Here is an 18,350-nt window from a genome sequence, read left to right on the forward strand (position 1 = left end):
TAATGGGTCAATCGCAAGCGTTATTCCGGCAACGCGTAGACCGTAATTTGGTCGCCCACCTGATCTTTCAGGATGGTGTTACCGCCTGAAACAAAGGCGACATATTCGCGCCCCTTGTATTCATACACCGCCGGGTTTGAGACTGAAGGCGCTTCGGTCTGAGACGACCACAGCTCTTCGCCGGTTTCCAGGGAGTAGGCACGCACCTTGGCATCCATGGAGGCACCGATAAAGATAACGTCGCCCGCCGTAACGGCTGGTCCACCAATGGTGGGCGAGCCCCAGCTTTCGGGCATAAAGAAGCCATATTGCTGTGAAGCACCTACCGGGGTCCGCCACTTCACGTCGCCGGTCGTCATATCGAGAGCGACCAGTTCACCGAAAGGCGGCTCCCAGCAGGGCATGCCGAACCGGTTGAGCGCCACCTCAAGCCGCATGCCGTAGGGCGCACCTTCCTGCGGGGCAAAGCCGCTCTCGTTGCCCGATGTCCTATTGGCTGCCTCATAATCCTCGCGATTATAAAGCTTGATGTACTGCACAATATGCGAGGTATTGACGATCGCGGTCTGGCTTTCCGGGTCAAAAGCGACGCCGCCCCACTGAACACCACCCGCACTGATGGGGTAGCCAAGCGTGCCTTCGCCCTGGGTAGTGGGCGGGGTGTACATGCCTTCATAACTAAGATCGTCCCACAGCGCCGAGCACTCCCCGAAGCTGACCGCATCGGCCAGCGCCCAGACGTCGGGTTTCTCGGACTGATCTAACAGTGGAGCGGGTTTGGTCGGGAAAGGTTGAGTCGGTGCGTAGACTTCACCCTCGACGTTGCCGTCGCCGCTGGGCACTGGGCGCTCCTCAATCGGCCATACGTCTTCACCGGTTTCTCGGTTGACCACAAACAGAAAGCCCATTTTGGTCGCCTGAATCAGCGCCGGGATCTCCTCGCCATCAACGGTAATGTCCATCAACGTGGGGGCGGCGTTAATATCGTAATCCCAGATGTCATGGTGAACCCACTGCCGCGACCAGACCACCTCGCCAGTCTCAATATCCAACGCGGTGGTCGATGTGCCCAGAGGTACTTCTTCGGTGCGGTTACCGCCCCAGTAGTTAGGCGATGGTGAAGAGACGGGTAAATAAACCAAACCAAGCTCTTCATCGGCGGACATATGCGTCCAGACGTTGGCGGTACCGCTCTGTTCGCGCGTCTCATCGCTGAGCGCCTGAAAGGTCCATTCGCGCTCGCCGGTGCGGGCATTGATTGAGTAGACGGTGCCGGGAGGGGCTTGTTCGTAGGCCCAGTCCTTTCCTGCCCAGCCGAGAATCAGATGGTCGCCCACCACGGTCGGCGGCTGAAGTAGGGATAACGGCCAGCGGTCATTGGTATCGTTCCACTGATTGACGTCGAGCACGCCGTTATCGGCAAAGTTGGTGCACTGTTCGCCGCTATCGGCGTCGACCGCGAAGAGCTGCGCATCCATGGTGCCCATGTAAATGATTTTCTGGCAGGGCTCGCCCGCTTCGGGGTCATCTGCTTCCCAATAAGCCACACCGCGGTTCTTAAGGGCGGGCTGGGTCAGTGCTTCAAGGGAGGATTGAGTATCGAAGCTCCATTTCTCTTCGCCGCTTGCGGGGTCAAGTGCCAGGATCCGGTAGAACGGAGTGCCGATATACAGCGTATCGTTGGCAAACACCGGGGTGGCAGACCAGACCGTCGCGGGTAAATCGCCTGTACCATCTGCTACATCGCCGGTATGCACTTCCCATGCTTTCTCCAACTCGCCGACGTTATCAGCGTTGATTTGATCAAGCGGGCTATATTTCTGGGCATTAAGCTGGCCGTGGAAACTATCCCAGATCGGCTCTCCGGGTACCAAGGGGATAGGGGCGGCGTTAGTCGTTTCTTCCGGTGAGGCGTTCTCTTGCTCTGCTGATGCTTGCTCCCCTGGCGCCTCTTGAGCCGTTGGCTGCTCCGTCTCTACTGACGGTTCCTGAGCCATTAGCGGCATTGGCGTTAGGCAAATTGTCAGAGCGGTAACCGCGCCTAAACCAGATGTAATGGGTTTAAATGGAGTGCTTGTGGCGGATAAAAAAGTCGTCATGAGCAGCTCCTTAAGAATGGGTGAGGCGTGAAGGCCGCGCCGGGCGGAAAAGATCAAGAACCAGGCCTATCAGGCCCACGACCATCGCAACGCCGATCCACCACTGATGGAGCAGCATTGCGGCGAAAAATGTCCCGCCGAGGCCTATCAGAATAAGTACCCGCAGGATAACGGACGCACCACGCCCTCTTGCAGCAGCAAGAAGTAGGGCCAATATTGCCAGCGCGATACAGGCCACGATGGCAACCAGTGCCCCGAGTGTTCCCGTGACCCCGGTCAGTGGGGTGAAGTAGGCATACAGAGCGACGGCAAGACCGGCGAGTGAGGCTATCAGAAGGACGATAGCGCCCGATTTTGATGAGAGGGATGACGACATAATGTGCTGGCCTCCTAATGAGTGAGGTAGCCAACATTGAGGCTAAGTCAATGTCGGAAGTCGTTAGCCCTATAACTTTAGCAGAAAATTGTTTTTTAGACCTTTGTATACTGTTTTAGAAATGAGGTGCATGAGTATCTAGCCGGGATGAACTTTTTAAAGTGGCGTTTTGCTCCCTTTGCCGGGAATTTCCCGCACCAGGCGTGGCATCAAGAACCCCGGCAACAGGTCGCGAAGTGAAGCTACAAGCTTGCGGGCTTCTTCATCCGGGACATCAAAATGTGCAGCGCCCTGCACGGGATCCAGTACGTGCAAGTAGTAGGGCAGAATGCCTGCTTCAAATAGCCGTTCCGACAGTGTGGCTAGGGTTGTTACGCCGTCGTTAATACCCTGTAGCAGGACACTCTGGTTGAGTAGCGTTACTCCGGCTTGTTTAAGCCGCGCGCAGGCGTCGACCACTGCCTGGTCGATCTCGTTGGCGTGGTTGATATGCAGCACCACGACTTTTTGCAGGCGAGTTGAGGCTAGCCAGCCAATCAGAGCATCATCAACACGGTCGGGAATTACCACGGGCAGACGTGTGTGAATACGTAGCCGCTTCAGGTGTGAAATGCCTTCAAGCTGCTTGACCAGCCAGGCCAGTTGGCGGTCATTGGCCGCAAGCGGATCACCGCCTGAGAGAATCGCCTCGTGAATGGAGGTGTCGGCGCGCAGGTAGTCGAGGGCTTCCTGCCACTGAGCCCTGGAGGGCGAATTCTCGCTGTAGGGGAAATGGCGGCGAAAGCAGTAGCGGCAGTTGATGGCACAGTTAGGGCTGGCGATCAGCAACACGCGGCCCGCATACTTGTGAATCAGCCCTTTGACGGGCTGATGATCCGCCTCTTCGAGGGGATCCGTGACGTAGTTTGGCGGTGTCAGGGCCTCGTCGTCCAGCGGTAGCACCTGACGCAGCAGTGGATCATGAGGGTCGCCGGGGGTAATGCGCGACAAATAGGCGGCGGGCACACAGATATCAAAGAGTTGATGCCCCGTTCGAGCACCTGGCAACCATTCATCGCTCAACGCAAGCTGTTGACAAAGAACGGCGGGGTCGCGAATCGCCTGCGAGAGCTGCTGCTGCCAAGACGCTATTTGGGTCGTGGGGCACTTGTCGGCGATAATGATGTTCTCCTGCAAAAAAGCCCTCCTTCGGGTTATCATGCGCGCACTTATTGAACCAATATCATTAGAGTCGAAGCGGTCCTTCGCTCATCACGTTACTGACATGCATCATTGAGAGGCAATATGGCGAACTATTCTACCAACGAATTCAAGGGCGGTTTGAAAGTAATGCTCGACGGTGATCCTTGCTCGATCATAGAGAACGAGCTGGTCAAGCCGGGCAAGGGCCAAGCCTTTAACCGCGTCAAGCTACGTAACCTGATGACCGGTCGCGTGGGGGAGCGGACCTTTAAGTCGGGTGATTCGTTAGAGGGTGCCGACGTCATGGAACTGGAGATGGAGTATCTCTATAACGATAGCGAAATGTGGTACTTCATGAAAACCGACGGCTCCTTTGAACAGTATGCGGTGGAAAAGAAAGCGCTCGGCGAGACCGAAAAGTGGTTGAAGGAGCAGGTGCCTTATACCGTTACCTTGTGGAACGATAACGCCATTCACGTAGCACCGCCGAATTTCATCGAGCTTGAGGTGGTCGAAACCGACCCGGGGTTGAAAGGCGATACTGCCCAGGGCGGTTCCAAGCCTGCCACCTTGTCTTCCGGTGCCGTAGTGCGTGTGCCGCTGTTTATCAATGAAGGGGAAGTCCTCAAGATTGATACGCGCAGTGGAGAATACGTCTCGCGGGCCTAGCAGCCTGTCGGACTTAACACTGATCTACTGCGAATCCCGGTATTTTGGCCAACTGTATTCGATCGATTTCGTTAAATAGCGCGCTACTCGCCTCAATCGATCGATAAATTTGGCTCAAAATCCGTGATTCTCGCGACGATCGGTCAAGCCCGACAGGCTGCTAAAAGGCGCCAGGAACGCGATATATTGACAGCCACGCCACAGGGCGTGGCTTTGTCTTTTGGGAGTAAGGCCAATGACAGAAAGTTGGCGACCGACGGCCACCATCGAGACGCTGCGTGAGCGAGCCCGTTTACTGGCGAGCGTGCGACGTTTTTTTGCTGCGCGCGATGTGCTGGAGGTGGAAACGCCAGTGTTGGGTCAGGGGGGGAGTACCGATGTCCACCTGGTTTCGCTTTCAACGATGGCGCGTACGGATAAAGGCCAGCGTAAGCTGTGGCTGCAAACCTCGCCGGAATTTCATATGAAGCGACTGCTTGCAGCGGGTAGCGGACCCATTTTTCAGCTGGCAAGAAGCTTCCGCGATGGTGAAGTGGGCGCTCGTCACAACCTCGAATTCACCATGCTGGAATGGTACCGCCCAGGATTCACCTTGGCAGATCTGATCGACGAAACGACCACCCTGGTCGCCAATATTCTGCCCAGTTTTCATGGGCCGGTGGTGCATTACCGCTATCGTCAGCTGTTTCATACCTATTTAGCGGTCGACCCGTTCACGACGTCGCTTGAGGCATTGCGCAGGCTTGCGGCTGAGCGCGGTCAGATGCCAGCCGGGGCGATGGCAAACGAGGGGCGCGATACGTGCCTCGATTTGTTGATGGGGCTGGTGATCGAACCGCAATTAGGGCGCAACGAACTAAGTGTGGTGGTGGATTACCCGGCAAGCCAGGCGGCGCTGGCACGCCGCCATCAAGACACGGACGGTGAGTGGGTTGCCTCACGCTTTGAGCTTTATCTAAACGGCACGGAATTGGCCAACGGTTACGATGAACTGACCGATGCGGCTGAGCAGCGTGCCCGCTTTATTGAAGATAACGCCGAGCGCCGCCGCTTGGGGTTGCCCGAAGTGGACGTGGATGAACGGCTGCTGGACGCCCTTGAGCATGGCATGCCGGATGGGGCAGGGGTGGCGCTGGGCATTGACCGTCTGGTTCAACTGGCGCTTGGAAAAGCACGCCTGGAAGACGTGCTGACGTTTTCGACGCCCAATTGCTAACTATCACCGGGATGAACCATCAATAACATCCAAGCGACTCTCCCATGCTGACCATCGAGGCGAGGGGCCGCTCTGTGAAACTAACCGGTTTGGCAAAGCACATCACCACCGTGGAGCCGAGCTTGAAGCGCCCCATTTCAGCGCCTTTTTCCAGGGTGATCGGTTGGCCAAACTGCATGCGCTGAGGATAGCCGGAAAGTGGCGTAACCTGTCCCGACCAGACGGTTTCGATCGCCGCGACGATCATGGCGCCCACCAGCACCATGGCCATCGGCCCCTGCTCGGTATCAAAGATGCACACCAGGCGCTCGTTACGGGCGAATAGCCCCGGCACATAGTTGGCCGTGGCCTGGTTGACAGAGAACAGCCTCCCGGGGACGTAGATCATTTCCCGCAGTGTGCCGGTGACCGGCATATGCACCCGGTGGTAGTCCTTTGGCGAAAGATACACCGTCGCAAAGCTGCCGCCGAGAAATTCTTCTGCCAGTTCCGTATCGCCGCCGAGCAGGGTTTGCGCAGAGTAGGTATGCCCCTTGGCCTGCACCAGTTGGCCGGCCTGGAGGCGGCCATACTGGGATACGGTGCCGTCGGCAGGGCTGATGATACCCTCGTGAATCGGACGGGCATCGGCCTTGAGCGCCCGAGTAAAAAAGTCGTTGAAAGTGGCGTAGGCCGTTGGTTCAGGTTCCAGTGCCTGGCTCATATCCACGTTAAAGCGCTTGATAAAGGCGTTGATCAGAGTGTTTTTCACCCAGGGGTTATCACACTGGGCAAACAGGCCGGTCAGGCGCGAAAGTGCGTGGTGGGGCAATGGGTACTGAATCAGCGAAAAGGCTTTTTGGTAAAGGGTCACGATAATATCTTCACTTCTCGATCGGCGTGTCGTCGCGGTTGCCCCATTCGCCCCAGGAGCCCGCATAGCCGCGCATATTGAAGCCCAGCGCCTTGCCGACCAGCCAGGTAAAGCTGCTGCGGTGGTGGCTCTGGCAGTGGGTGGCGATTTCCATTTCAGGGGTCAGGCCGAGGGCATCCAGCTCGGTAACCAGTTCGGCGTAATCGCGAATGCGCAGTGCCCGGTGGCGATCCATGACGTTCAGCCAATCCATGTTGACTGCCCCCGGAATATGTCCCAGGTGCTTATTGTTACCCTTCTCGCCGTCGTATTCGGCGGTCGACCGTGCATCCCAGATGGCAAACTGTTTATCGTCGAGCTTCTGTTTGATCTCGTCGCAGGTAATCAGTGCCTGGGGGTTAAGGATTTCGGCCCGATAATCGCTGGGTGTCGGTGCCGAGGGCTCGGTGCTTTCTTCAAGCCCTTCATCGCGCCAGGCGTGTATGCCGCCGTTTAGATAGGAATATCGGGTATGCCCGATCAGCTCCAGCGTCCAAAGTAGTCGGGCCGCCCAGCCGCCGCCCTCGTCGTCGTAGGCAACGACATGGGTATCGCGGGTAAGGCCGAGCGCGCTGAACAGCCGCGAAAGCGCCTCAACGCTGGGAACGTCACTGGGAACAGGCCCTTCACCGCGCATCAAATAGCGAAAATCGAGGAAAATAGCGCCGGGCACATGGCCCTGACGATAACTGTCGGGGTTTACCGGCACATCGATGATGAGCAGCTGAGGGTCGTCCAGGTTCGCCTGAAGCTGCTCGGGCTCAACAATCAGCGGTAGCACATTGGTTTCAGACGAATGACTCTCGGTGCTCATGAGCGACTCCTTATGGGTTCAGCGTTCAGGCTATCAACAATCCGCCTGTAGCTGGCAAATCGTTCTGGATGGATGTTGCCTGCCTCGACCGCTTCAAGTAAAGCACAACCGGGCTCAGCACGATGGCGGCAGTCGCGAAACCGGCAGTGGCCGATAAACGGCCGGAACTCAATGAAACCGTCGGTAACCGCCTGTTCATCAAGATGAATCAGGCCAAATTCACGAATCCCGGGCGAGTCGATCAATTCACCGTCAATGACTTCATCCGTGCGCATGGCATAAAGCCGTGCCGTTGTCGTCGTATGGGTGCCTTTACGTGAATCCTCGGACAGCGCTCCGATGCGCAGGGTTTCATCGGGTAGCAGCAGATCAATGAGCGATGACTTGCCTACGCCGCTCTGGCCGACGAATACGGATGTGCGTCCTTCAAGCTGGCGGCGCAACGCATCCCATCCTGAATCTGTCGCGGTGGTCGTGCGCACCACGGTGTAACCCAAATCGCGGTAGCGTTCCAATAACTGACCCAACTCGCCACCATCGTTCGGCAGTAGATCGGTTTTATTGAGCACCAGTACCGGTGCAATACCAGTGGCTTCGGCAGCGACCAGGTAACGGTCGATCAAATTGGGGTGAGGGGCGGGTTCGGCGGCAAACACGATGAGTATCTGGTCAATATTAGCGGCCACTGGTTTGAGCTGGCCGCGCGCATCAGGGCGCTTGAGGACGCTTGCACGTTCGTCGCGGGCCACCACCACCCCGGAGCCTTCCTGGCCTGCCCGCCAGATGACCCGGTCACCGGTTACCAATCCGTCCAGGTTGGCACGCAAGTGGCAACGCACAGGCACACCATCGGCATTACGCACTTCTAGCGTGCGCCCAAAATGCGCCATCACGCGACCCGGCTGTTCGGCACCGTATTCGCCAGCGGCAAGCTTCTCGGCATCCTGTGTATCGCGTTTTTCAGCGCGCTGGGCACGCTCTGCCTGAACCTTCTCGACCCGCCAACGCTGTTGACGGCTTAATTTACGTTTGTTCATGACCACCCGATGCTCGGTACAATGGGTTTATTGTACCTGTTAACTGGCGCAGGGTAACTTGAATGACCCACCATTTTGGAGAGCACGATGAGCGAACATAATGCACCGCGTGATGACCGGCTGGTCTGGATTGATCTGGAGATGACCGGTCTGGACCCTGACAAGGAGCGCATTATCGAAGTGGCCACCCTGGTGACAGATGCCTACTTGAACGTCGTGGCGGAAGGGCCGGTGATCGCCGTCAAGCAGCCCGATAGCCTGCTGGCGCAGATGGATGACTGGAATCAAAAGACCCACGGTGATTCGGGGTTGGTCGCTCGCGTGAAAGCCAGCACGGTGGAAACGGCTGACGCCGAGCAGCAGACTCTGGACTTCCTGAGCAAGTACGTTACCCCGGGTTCCTCGCCCATGTGCGGCAACAGCATCCACCAGGACCGGCGTTTTCTGGAGCGTGAAATGCCCGCGCTATGGGCGTTTTTCCACTACCGCAACCTGGATGTATCCACCGTGAAGGAGCTCGCCAAACGCTGGAACCCTGGCGCACTTGTCGGGTTCAAGAAGCAAAATGTCCACCTGGCAATGGACGATATTAAAGAGTCGATTGCCGAACTTTCCCATTATCGCAACACGTTTTTGCGTCTTGAGACCCAGAGCGACGAAGAGGAATAGATATACGTAACAACTAAGAAGCGGCGGTGGCAATGCGCGTTTCGCGCTTGAAACGCTGCTCCTCGAGTGCCCAGGCAACGTGTTCACGTACCAGTTCGCTTGGAAAGGCTCTGCGTGCCCAAAGTGCGGCCTCGACGGCTTCGCTCCAGGGCGCGTTGCCCAGGCCCACGGCGATATTGCGTAGCCAGCGCTCGTAGCCAATGCGCCGAATGGGACTGCCGGCTGTCTTGGCGAGAAATTCTTCTTCCCCCCAGGTGAAAAGGCGAACAAGCGACGCGCGGTCAAGATCATGGCGCGGTGCGAAATCGTCTTCCTGGGTCGCGCGGGTAAAGCGTGTGAAGGGGCATACCAGTTGGCAGTCGTCGCAGCCATAAATGCGGTTGCCCATGGCGCGGCGATATTCCACCGGAATGGCGCCGTGGAGTTCAATGGTCAGATACGAAATGCACTTGCGTGAATCGACGACTTTATCATCGACGATGGCCCCTGTTGGGCAGGCGGTGCGACAGGCGTTGCAACTGCCGCAGTGTTCTTCTTCAAAGGGGGCGTCGACAGGTAGTGGCAGGTCAGTGTACAGCTCGCCCAGGAAAAACAGCGAGCCGGCCTTGGGGTTGAGCAGCATGGCGTTCTTGCCGAACCAGCCCAGGCCGGCTTTCTGAGCCAGCGCCCGTTCCATGACCGGTGCAGAATCGACAAAGGCCCGGTAGCCAAACGCACCGACCTTGTGCTCAATCTGCTTCGCTAACTGTGCCAGGCGCTTACGCATCAGTTTGTGATAGTCCCGGCCTAGGGCATAGCGCGACACATAGGCACGACGGGGTTGGCCGAGGACCTTGGTGCTTTCTACCTCGGCAGGCAGGTAATCCATGCGCACGCTGATGACCCGCTGCGTGCCGGGCTCTAGCTCCGCCGGGCGGGTGCGTTTAGTGCCGTGCTTGGCCATGAAGCCCATTTCACCGTGGTACCCTTTGTCCAGCCAGGTGTTGAGGTGCGCTTCATGGGCCTCCAGGTGGGTGTCGGTAATGCCTACCTGCTGGAAGCCGAGCTCACGCCCCCAGGTTTTGATGAGTTCTGCAAGATCGGCAAGGGTATCGTCTGAAAGCATGGGGAACGCCGCTTCGTCGCAAAAAAAAGAAAAGCCAGAGAAAATTGGGCGTTGATACTCAACGGTCAGGCGTCAGCCGCGCTATGCTAACGCATTGCTGGCCGTCACAACATGTGAAAGGAGAGATCGTGTCTCGCTTAACAACGTCTACGTTACGCCCTCTTTATAAAGCCGCTCAAGTACGCGAGCTGGATCGGCGTACCATTGCCGGAGGAATCGATGGGTTTGCCTTGATGCAGCGCGCGGCATCGAGTGCTTGGCACAGTTTCCGCTCCCGTTGGCCCCAGGCACGTAGCGTCACGGTGCTATGTGGCAGCGGTAATAATGGCGGTGATGGCCACGTGCTGGCGGCCCTGGCGATGCAGTCGGGGCTTAAGGTCCAACGCATTTCGCTGAAGCCGTTGAATGAGCTGAAGGACGATGCCTTTCGTGCCGCGCAACTCGCCAGTCAAGCCGGAGTGAGTTGCGAGGAGTGGCACCCCGCGACGGTGTTGTCGGGTGAAGTGATTGTCGATGCGCTGCTGGGGACTGGTTTGAACGGCGAGGTGTCGGGTCGCTATCAGCGAGCTATCGAGCTGATCAACGCGGCCTCCCAGCCGGTGTTATCGATTGATATTCCGTCAGGGCTGGCAGCCGATACGGGTGCGGTACTTGGTGTGGCGGTGGAAGCCGCTTGCACCGTAACATTTATCGGCGACAAGATCGGCCTGCACACCGGTGAAGCCCCTGCTTACACGGGCGAAATCGACTTCCGTCCGCTGAGTGTCAAGGCCCAGGCATTTTTTGATATTCCCCCCACCGCCTGGCGCCTTGACGACGACATGCTCAGCGAAGCGTTCAGACCGCGCTCGCGGACCAGTCACAAAGGTCGTATGGGTCATGTATTGGTCATGGGGGGCGCGCCTGGCTTTGGCGGTGCCGCGTTGCTGGCGTCCCAGGCCGCGGCGCGTCTGGGGGCAGGCAAAGTCAGTCTGGCAACGGCTGCTGAGCATATTACCGCCAGTTTGGTGCGCTGCCCGGAAGTCATGGCACATGCGGTACGGGGTGGTGCCGAGGCCATTGAGCTGCCTCAGCAGGCGGATGCCGTGGTGGTTGGGCCCGGGCTTGGCCAGGCCGCATGGGGGCAGGCCATCCTGCAAAGTGCCTTGCAGGCAACTGTGCCGCTGGTCGTGGATGCCGATGGGTTAACCTTGCTGGCCAGTCACTGGCCTGATTTACGCCGTGATGATTGGGTGCTCACCCCCCATCCGGGTGAGGCAGCCCGTTTACTGGGCTGCTCGGTGGAGGACGTTCAGGCTGACCGGCCCGCCGCCGCTCAGGCGCTTCAGCGTGCGCGGGGGGGCGTGGTGATACTCAAAGGCGCGGGCAGTCTGGTGGCAGGCCCTGGTGGCTTGATGGTATGTCCCTACGGCAATCCTGGCATGGCCAGTGGCGGCATGGGCGATGCGCTCAGTGGGATGCTCGGCGCGCTAATTGCCCAGCGGGGCGATGTCGAAACCAGTGCCTGGCTAGGTACCCTGGTGCATGCCTTGGCGGCAGATCGAGCGGCGGCAGCGTTCGGCGAGCGTGGCTTGCTGGCGAGCGATCTGGCATCCTATGCGCGAGAATTAATTAACCCGTGAAGGCAGCCCAAATGCAGGTGCAACTGGATAATGAACAAGCTCAGGTAGCCTTCGGTGAAGCCCTGGGTAGCGTATTGCAAGGACGCGGGCGTATTTATCTGGAAGGCGACTTGGGAGCGGGGAAAACGACACTGACCCGCGGTGTATTGCGGGCTTACGGCTATCAGGGGGCGGTTAAAAGCCCTACATACACGCTAATCGAACCTTATGAATTGGCCAGCATGCGGCTTTATCATCTGGATCTATATCGCTTGTCCGACCCTGAGGAACTCGAATTTATCGGCGGACGTGACGTATTGGCAGATGACGCGCTGTGCTTGATTGAATGGCCGAGCCGTGGCGAGGGCTGGCTGCCAGCGGCGGATATTTGCCTGCAGTTGGCAGTTGACGAGCCTGGGCGTAGAGCCCGGCTAAGTGCCGGTAGCGACTTCGGCGAAAAGGTGTTGGCCAAGTTAGGTGATCGTTTGTCTGTCTGTCCCCAGCAGGGCGGTGTATTTCAATGGTCATAAGCGCGATGGGTATCCATGCAAAGGTGATGAAAGTATTGGCATTGCGCCAGTTGGCGCTGAGTATTGTAGCGGTCATATCGGCGGGTCTATGGACGTCGCTTCAGGCGGCCACCGTCGAGGGCATGAGGCTCTGGGCGGCGCCCGATCATGCGCGCCTGGTTTTTGACCTTTCGGGCGCAACATCGGCTGACGTATTTTCTCTGGATGACCCTGCACGTCTGGTGATTGATCTGGAAAACAGCCAGCTAGAAGCCGACCCTGATAGCCTGTCGCTTGAAGACAGCGCCATCAGCGCGTTGCGCACCGGTACGCGAGAAGGTAATGGATTACGCGTCGTCCTTGAGCTCAATCGTGAAGTCGAGCCGCGCCACTTTACCCTGACACCCAACGACCAGTACGGGCACCGGCTTGTGGTCGATCTGGAATATCCTGGCGAAAGTGCCGTGGAAAACCCTATCGACCCTATCGAGGCAATGATTCGCGAGCAGGAGATTCAAGCGCAACGAGCGGGTGTCCAGGTGCGAGCAGGCAGTGATCAGCAGGCAACTGAGCCGACATCGCGTTCGTCCGAGCAGGCCAAGCCTCACCCGAGGCGCGATATTATTATCGCCGTGGATGCAGGCCATGGCGGTGAAGACCCAGGGGCAATCGGTCCATCAGGTACCCGTGAAAAAGACGTCGTACTCGATATTAGTCAACGCTTGGCCAATATCATCAATGCGACTGAAGGTTTTAAAGCGGTGTTGATTCGCGACGGCGACTATTACCTTGGGCTGCGCCAGCGAACCCAGCTTGCCCGTGAACAGAAAGCCGACTTTTTTGTCTCGATTCACGCCGATGCCTTCACCAGCCCACGCCCACAGGGAAGCTCGGTATATGCGCTTTCCCAGCGCGGGGCAACATCAGAAACGGCGCAGTGGCTGGCCGACAGCGAAAACCGCTCCGACCTGATTGGTGGGGTGGATGGCAACCTGTCTCTACGCGATAAAGATCAGGTGTTGCGGGGCGTATTGCTGGATTTAACCATGACAGCGACGCTCAACGATTCCCTGTCAGTCGGCGGTCAGGTGCTTGACCAACTGGGCCGGGTGAACCGGTTGCATAAGTCCCGGGTTGAGCAGGCTGGCTTCATGGTGCTCAAGTCGCCCGATATACCGTCATTGCTGATTGAAACGGGCTTTATATCCAACCCGGAAGAAGAGCGACGCTTACGCGATCCTGTACACCAGCAGGGGGTTGCCGAGGCTATTTTTGGCGGCCTGAAGAGCCATTTTGAGCGTTATCCACCGCCCGCCAGCCTGCTGGCTTGGCAGCGGGATAATCAACGCCGCCCTGGTGGCGATGAATACCGTATTCAGTCCGGCGATACGCTGTCGGCGATTGCAGTGCGCCACGGTGTGCCCGTGAACCAGTTAAAGCAGGCGAACGACCTCAACGGAGATGTTATCCGGGTGGGCCAAGTATTGCGTATTCCCAGTTCATGAGGTGTTGTATTGACTGAAACGACGTCCGCTATGCCACGTATACACGTACTGGACCCGCGGTTGGCGAACCAGATTGCCGCGGGGGAAGTGGTCGAGCGACCGGCTTCGGTGACCAAGGAACTGATCGAAAATGCCATCGACGCAGGCAGCCAGCGTATCGAAGTCGATATTGAAGCGGGCGGTGCGCGGCTTATCAAGATCCGCGACGACGGTATTGGCATTGGTGAGCAGGATTTGCCGCTGGCGCTCGCCCGCCATGCCACCAGCAAGATCGATAGTCTGGAAGATCTGGAAGGCGTCAGCTCACTGGGTTTTCGCGGTGAAGCACTGGCGTCAATCAGTTCGGTATCGCGCCTGGAACTGGTGTCCAATGCGCTGGACGACCCGCGACAGGGGTGGCGCGTGGTGGCTGAGGGGCGCGGCATGGAAACACGCGTGACGCCAGCGCCTCATCCTCGAGGCACTAGCGTGTCGGTGCGCGACCTGTTTTTTAATACCCCCGCGCGGCGTAAATTTCTGCGTACCGAAAAAACCGAATTTGCTCACGTTGAGGAAGCCTTCCGCCGCCAGGCTTTATCGCGCTACGACATTGCCTGGACCCTGCGGCATAATCAAAAAGTGGTCCATCAACTACCACCAGGCGATACGGAAGCGGCCCGTGAGCGGCGTATTGCCTCGCTGCTCGGCAATAATTTTATTGAGCATGCGCGTTACATTGAGCGCGAAGCCGGTGCGCTTCGTCTGAGTGGTTGGGTGGGCTTGCCCACCCATTCACGCGCCCAGGCAGATCAACAATACTTTTTTGTTAACGGCCGTGTGGTGCGCGACCGGTTGGTCGCCCATGCCGTTCGCCAAGCCTACCGCGATGTTCTTTACAATGGGCGCCATCCGGTCTTCGTCCTTTACTTGACGCTTGATCCAGATGTGGTGGATGTCAATGTGCATCCTACCAAGCACGAGGTACGTTTTCGCGATGGTCGCATGGTGCACGACTTTCTTTATTCAAGCCTGCATCACAGCCTGGCAGATGCCCGGCCCAACGCCGAGGATGTCAATGCTGTGTCGCCGTCACAGCCCACGGCCCCTGTGGAGACCCCGGGCGAGCCTGCCCGCTGGCAACAGCAGGGTATGGCGCTTTCACCTTCAGCCGCACCGTCAGCTGATCGTCACCCGGGTGGCGAACGAGTGCGCCGTTTCATGCAGGGTTATCAGGCATTGCACCCCGACCATGAAGAGACACTGCTGACGCCCCAGTCGACTGCCCATGAAGGCCCATTTGGCGAGACGCAGGGCGACGTGCGCGAAGCGCCGCTGGTGATGCCGCAGAGTGACCCCACCAGCGCACCGCCGCTGGGGTTTGCTCTGGGTCAGCTTCATGGGGTTTATATTCTGGCCCAGAATGTCCATGGCCTGGTGTTGGTGGACATGCATGCCGCTCACGAGCGCATCGTCTACGAGCGAATGAAAAATCAGTTGGCGGCGTCACAGGGGGTCGACACGCAGCCATTACTCGTGCCCGTGTCACTGGCCGCCAGCCGCAGCGAAGTGGCTACCGTGGAAAGTGAACGTGATGCGATCGTTAAACTGGGCGTAGAGCTGGATGTGGCGGGTCCTGAAACCCTGCTGGTACGCCAGCTTCCGGCCATGCTTGCGCAGGCAGATCCCGAGACACTGGTTCGTGAAATGCTGGAAGAACTGGCTCGCTTCGGGCGCACGCACCAGGTCGAAGCGCGCATACACGAACTGTTATCGACCATGGCATGCCATGGGAGCGTACGCGCCAATCGGCGTCTGACGCTGGATGAAATGAATGCACTGTTGCGCGATATGGAACGCACCGAGCGCAGCGACCAGTGCAATCATGGTCGCCCGACCTGGACGCAAATGGATATGAAAGCCCTCGATAGGCTATTCATGCGCGGTCAGTAACGGTTATGTTGGAATCAGGTAGGGTCAGCGGAGTTTTACCAGCGAATGGCTGATACACGCCCTTGGGCAATTTTTTTAATGGGTCCGACCGCCGCCGGAAAAACGGATACGGCAATCGCGTTGCATGAGCGGCTGGGTCATCAGTTGATCAGTGTTGATTCGGCGATGGTGTATCGTGGCCTCGATATCGGCAGTGCCAAGCCCAGTGCGGATGAGCTTGCTCGCGCGCCTCACCGATTAATCGATATTCGTGACCCGGCCGAGCCTTATTCAGCCGCCGATTTTCGCTGCGATGCGCTTGATGAGATGCGACAAATCAGCGCGGCGGGCCAGGTGCCGTTGCTGGTAGGCGGTACCATGCTTTACTACAAGCACTTGCTCGAAGGTGTCGCCAATCTGCCCCCGGCAGATGCTTCCATTCGAAAAGAACTAGGGGCGAGGTGGCAGGCAGAAGGGCTTTCAGCCCTGCATCAAACATTGGCGCAGGTTGACCCGCCTTCGGCGCAGCGTATCCATCCCAACGATCCGCAGCGCCTCATGCGCGCTCTGGAAGTGTATTACGCAAGTGGGCGTCCGATGAGCGCATTGTGGGCTGAACAGCAACCGGAAACCTTTCCATGGCGGGTGTTGTCGATAGGGCTATTGCCAGCAGATCGGGCGATATTGCACCAGCGCATCGCGCAACGGTTTGAAATGATGTTGGCAGAGGGCTTGATAGATGAGGTCGCCGCCCTCAAACAACGTTATGACCTGCATGGTGATTTGCCCGCGATTAAAAGCGTTGGATACCGGCAGGTTTGGGAATATCTGGAAGGCCGTTATGATGATGCAATGCTGCGCGAGCGCGGTATTATCGCCACTCGACAGCTCGCCAAGCGGCAGATTACTTGGCTGAGGCGTTGGCCGTCACTGCATTGGATCGATACTTTGCAGCCTAACTCATTGGACAAGGTGCTGAAAATCGTGCGCGGAAGCGGTGCTTAGCGTAAGATATGAGGTTCGTAAGTCATGATTTCGAGTGGCCGAGCGAGCAGGCCTTTGGCCAACAAGATATCGGCGTAGCACCAGTTGGGCACGCCATCCATAATTAACCCCCAACGACAGTTTTAGGGAGAGCAACATGTCCAAAGGGCAGTCCCTTCAAGACCCGTACCTGAATATTTTGCGCAAGGAGCGTATTCCGGTCTCTATCTTCCTGGTCAACGGCATTAAGCTGCAGGGCCAGATTGAATCGTTTGACCAGTTTGTCATCTTGTTGCGCAATACCGTCAGCCAGATGGTTTATAAACATGCGATCTCAACCGTCGTACCATCGCGAAATGTGCGGTTGCCTGCACAAGATCCGGCCGCTCCGGACGAAGATGAGTAACACGGTGAGATCAGCAAAACAGTCCATGAGGTATTGATTGTTTTTTGAACGCCCTGAAGCCGGCGAAACGGCAGTGCTTGTTCACGTTGATTTTCAGGATGAACAAGCACGCGAAGACCCGGGTGAGTTTTTAGAACTCGTACGTTCTGCCGGTGCAGAGCCTGCTACATTGCTCACGGCCAGCCGACACCGCCCCGATTCACGTACCTTTATCGGGTCAGGCAAGTTGGAAGAGCTGCGGGCAATGCTCGCAGCTCACCAGGCCGAGTTGGTCATCTTTAACCATGGTTTAAGCCCATCACAGCAGCGTAATCTTGAGCGTGAACTCAAGTGCCGCGTGCTGGACCGGACGGGCTTGATTCTGGATATTTTTGCACAGCGTGCGCGCACCCACGAAGGTAAATTACAGGTTGAGCTTGCTCAGCTTGAATACGTATCCACACGCTTGATTCGCGGGTGGACTCACCTTGAACGTCAGAAGGGCGGTATCGGTCTGCGCGGTCCGGGTGAAACGCAGTTGGAGACCGACCGGCGGCTTCTCCGTGGCCGTATCAAATCGATCAATAAACGACTCGATAAAGTGCGCAGCCAGCGTGAGCAGAATCGCCGAGCTCGTTCACGGGCAGAAATTCACAGCGTCTCGCTGGTTGGTTATACCAACGCTGGAAAATCAACCCTCTTCAATGCGTTAACGCAGTCACACGTGTATGCTGCTGATCAGTTGTTCGCGACGCTTGACCCGACACTAAGACGTCTGGAAATTGAAGATGTAGGGCCTGTCGTGATGGCCGATACCGTCGGTTTTATCCGTCACCTGCCTCACAAACTTGTGGAGGCGTTTCAGGCCACGCTTCAGGAAGCGGCTGAAGCAACGCTACTCGTACATGTCATCGATGCCGCCGATCCTGATCGTGATCTAAACGTTGAGCAGGTCGAGCGTGTACTCGAAGAAATTGGTGCCGATGATGTCCCGGTACTGAAAGTCATGAACAAAATTGACCGGCTGGACAGCGCGCCCCGCATTGAGCGAGACGGACAGGGACGTCCCGATGTCGTTTGGCTTTCAGCCCAGGAAGGCAAGGGGCTCGCGTTACTCCACGAGGCACTAACGGAGCGCCTGGCGAGCGATGTCATCGGCTTTTCGCTAACGCTTTCCCCCGAGCAGGGCAAGTTGCGTGCAGGTCTTCACGAATTGAATGCCGTGCGGGAGGAAGCATTTGATGAACAGGGACGTTCGGTGCTGAATGTGCGTTTGCCTCGACGTGACTTTAACCAGTTGATGGCGCAACTTGGTGAACGCGCCAATACCTATTTGCCAGCCGAGCTGCGCGAAACGAGTGAATGGTGAGTTCTCGTGGAGCGGGTAGGCACGAGCCCC

At 57.6% G+C, this 18,350-nt stretch carries 17 protein-coding genes; 10 read left to right on the forward strand and 7 right to left on the reverse strand.

Features of this window, described 5'->3' with window-relative positions:
- Positions 1 to 20: 20 nt before the first annotated feature.
- The 3 genes from B7L15_RS05145 to epmB form a co-directional block, all read right to left on the reverse strand.
- Complete coding sequence (locus B7L15_RS05145) at positions 21 to 2,099, reverse strand: pyrroloquinoline quinone-dependent dehydrogenase (protein WP_085917939.1); 2,079 nt, start codon at positions 2,097 to 2,099, stop codon at positions 21 to 23.
- Positions 2,100 to 2,109: 10 nt separating this feature from the next.
- Positions 2,110 to 2,475, reverse strand: coding sequence for a hypothetical protein (locus tag B7L15_RS05150; RefSeq protein WP_085917940.1), 366 nt, complete (start codon positions 2,473 to 2,475; stop codon positions 2,110 to 2,112).
- A gap of 156 nt (positions 2,476 to 2,631) precedes the next feature.
- Entirely contained in the window at positions 2,632 to 3,651 is a 1,020-nt protein-coding gene (gene epmB / locus B7L15_RS05155) for an EF-P beta-lysylation protein EpmB (RefSeq protein WP_254902854.1), read from the reverse strand.
- A 108-nt stretch (positions 3,652 to 3,759) separates the two neighbouring features.
- Between epmB and efp the strand changes: the two genes are divergently transcribed.
- A complete protein-coding gene (gene efp, locus B7L15_RS05160) occupies positions 3,760 to 4,326 on the forward strand; it encodes an elongation factor P (protein WP_066321208.1) in 567 nt (188 codons plus the stop codon).
- A 235-nt stretch (positions 4,327 to 4,561) separates the two neighbouring features.
- On the forward strand, positions 4,562 to 5,542 hold the full coding sequence (gene epmA / locus B7L15_RS05165; protein ID WP_085917942.1) for an EF-P lysine aminoacylase EpmA: 981 nt from the start codon (positions 4,562 to 4,564) through the stop codon (positions 5,540 to 5,542).
- A 19-nt stretch (positions 5,543 to 5,561) separates the two neighbouring features.
- Here epmA and asd read toward each other — a convergent pair whose 3' ends face one another.
- From asd to rsgA, 3 genes are read right to left on the reverse strand one after another with little or no spacing between them, the layout of a single operon-like run.
- Positions 5,562 to 6,395, reverse strand: coding sequence for an archaetidylserine decarboxylase (asd, locus tag B7L15_RS05170; protein WP_085917943.1), 834 nt, complete (start codon positions 6,393 to 6,395; stop codon positions 5,562 to 5,564).
- Positions 6,396 to 6,405: 10 nt separating this feature from the next.
- The gene (locus B7L15_RS05175) at positions 6,406 to 7,248 is read right to left on the reverse strand and encodes a sulfurtransferase (RefSeq protein WP_085917944.1); all 843 of its coding nucleotides are present in this window, start codon (positions 7,246 to 7,248) and stop codon (positions 6,406 to 6,408) included.
- Positions 7,245 to 8,285, reverse strand: a complete 1,041-nt coding sequence (gene rsgA, locus B7L15_RS05180) for a small ribosomal subunit biogenesis GTPase RsgA (protein WP_085917945.1) — start codon at positions 8,283 to 8,285, stop codon at positions 7,245 to 7,247. Before rsgA ends, B7L15_RS05175 begins: the two co-directional genes overlap by 4 nt.
- An 87-nt stretch (positions 8,286 to 8,372) precedes the next feature.
- Here rsgA and orn point away from each other — a divergent pair, with 87 nt between their 5' ends.
- Entirely contained in the window at positions 8,373 to 8,954 is a 582-nt protein-coding gene (gene orn / locus B7L15_RS05185) for an oligoribonuclease (RefSeq protein ID WP_085917946.1), read from the forward strand.
- Positions 8,955 to 8,967: 13 nt separating this feature from the next.
- Here orn and queG read toward each other — a convergent pair whose 3' ends face one another.
- Positions 8,968 to 10,059, reverse strand: a complete 1,092-nt coding sequence (gene queG / locus B7L15_RS05190) for a tRNA epoxyqueuosine(34) reductase QueG (RefSeq protein ID WP_085917947.1) — start codon at positions 10,057 to 10,059, stop codon at positions 8,968 to 8,970.
- A gap of 128 nt (positions 10,060 to 10,187) precedes the next feature.
- Here queG and B7L15_RS05195 point away from each other — a divergent pair, with 128 nt between their 5' ends.
- From B7L15_RS05195 to hflX, 7 genes are all read left to right on the forward strand, one after another.
- Positions 10,188 to 11,681: an NAD(P)H-hydrate dehydratase gene (locus B7L15_RS05195; RefSeq protein ID WP_085917948.1), complete on the forward strand. Its 1,494-nt coding sequence runs from the start codon at positions 10,188 to 10,190 to the stop codon at positions 11,679 to 11,681.
- Between the two features lie 11 nt (positions 11,682 to 11,692).
- On the forward strand, positions 11,693 to 12,190 hold the full coding sequence (gene tsaE, locus B7L15_RS05200; protein WP_085917949.1) for a tRNA (adenosine(37)-N6)-threonylcarbamoyltransferase complex ATPase subunit type 1 TsaE: 498 nt from the start codon (positions 11,693 to 11,695) through the stop codon (positions 12,188 to 12,190).
- A gap of 5 nt (positions 12,191 to 12,195) precedes the next feature.
- Entirely contained in the window at positions 12,196 to 13,674 is a 1,479-nt protein-coding gene (locus B7L15_RS05205; RefSeq protein ID WP_441316947.1) for an N-acetylmuramoyl-L-alanine amidase, read from the forward strand.
- A gap of 30 nt (positions 13,675 to 13,704) precedes the next feature.
- Positions 13,705 to 15,603, forward strand: a complete 1,899-nt coding sequence (gene mutL / locus B7L15_RS05210; protein WP_085917950.1) for a DNA mismatch repair endonuclease MutL — start codon at positions 13,705 to 13,707, stop codon at positions 15,601 to 15,603.
- Positions 15,604 to 15,648: 45 nt separating this feature from the next.
- Positions 15,649 to 16,587: a tRNA (adenosine(37)-N6)-dimethylallyltransferase MiaA gene (gene miaA, locus B7L15_RS05215; RefSeq protein ID WP_085917951.1), complete on the forward strand. Its 939-nt coding sequence runs from the start codon at positions 15,649 to 15,651 to the stop codon at positions 16,585 to 16,587.
- A gap of 136 nt (positions 16,588 to 16,723) precedes the next feature.
- Entirely contained in the window at positions 16,724 to 16,972 is a 249-nt protein-coding gene (gene hfq / locus B7L15_RS05220) for an RNA chaperone Hfq (RefSeq protein WP_066321194.1), read from the forward strand.
- A gap of 37 nt (positions 16,973 to 17,009) precedes the next feature.
- On the forward strand, positions 17,010 to 18,320 hold the full coding sequence (gene hflX, locus B7L15_RS05225; RefSeq protein WP_085917952.1) for a ribosome rescue GTPase HflX: 1,311 nt from the start codon (positions 17,010 to 17,012) through the stop codon (positions 18,318 to 18,320).
- Positions 18,321 to 18,350 lie beyond the last annotated feature (30 nt).

The sequence above is a fragment of the Halomonas sp. CSM-2 genome (genome assembly GCF_002119345.1).
Taxonomy (GTDB): Bacteria; Pseudomonadota; Gammaproteobacteria; order Pseudomonadales; family Halomonadaceae; genus Vreelandella; species Vreelandella janggokensis.

What these genes read in the sequence shown, in the direction of transcription:
- B7L15_RS05145 (WP_085917939.1), bottom strand. Translation starts at nt 2,099, where the DNA reads ATGACGACTTTTTTATCCGCCACAAGCACTCCATTTAAACCCATTACA.
- B7L15_RS05150 (WP_085917940.1), bottom strand. Translation starts at nt 2,475, where the DNA reads ATGTCGTCATCCCTCTCATCAAAATCGGGCGCTATCGTCCTTCTGATA.
- efp (WP_066321208.1), top strand. Translation starts at nt 3,760, where the DNA reads ATGGCGAACTATTCTACCAACGAATTCAAGGGCGGTTTGAAAGTAATG.
- epmA (WP_085917942.1), top strand. Translation starts at nt 4,562, where the DNA reads ATGACAGAAAGTTGGCGACCGACGGCCACCATCGAGACGCTGCGTGAG.
- B7L15_RS05175 (WP_085917944.1), bottom strand. Translation starts at nt 7,248, where the DNA reads ATGAGCACCGAGAGTCATTCGTCTGAAACCAATGTGCTACCGCTGATT.
- rsgA (WP_085917945.1), bottom strand. Translation starts at nt 8,285, where the DNA reads ATGAACAAACGTAAATTAAGCCGTCAACAGCGTTGGCGGGTCGAGAAG.
- orn (WP_085917946.1), top strand. Translation starts at nt 8,373, where the DNA reads ATGAGCGAACATAATGCACCGCGTGATGACCGGCTGGTCTGGATTGAT.
- queG (WP_085917947.1), bottom strand. Translation starts at nt 10,059, where the DNA reads ATGCTTTCAGACGATACCCTTGCCGATCTTGCAGAACTCATCAAAACC.
- tsaE (WP_085917949.1), top strand. Translation starts at nt 11,693, where the DNA reads ATGCAGGTGCAACTGGATAATGAACAAGCTCAGGTAGCCTTCGGTGAA.
- B7L15_RS05205 (WP_441316947.1), top strand. Translation starts at nt 12,196, where the DNA reads ATGGGTATCCATGCAAAGGTGATGAAAGTATTGGCATTGCGCCAGTTG.
- mutL (WP_085917950.1), top strand. Translation starts at nt 13,705, where the DNA reads ATGCCACGTATACACGTACTGGACCCGCGGTTGGCGAACCAGATTGCC.
- miaA (WP_085917951.1), top strand. Translation starts at nt 15,649, where the DNA reads ATGGCTGATACACGCCCTTGGGCAATTTTTTTAATGGGTCCGACCGCC.
- hfq (WP_066321194.1), top strand. Translation starts at nt 16,724, where the DNA reads ATGTCCAAAGGGCAGTCCCTTCAAGACCCGTACCTGAATATTTTGCGC.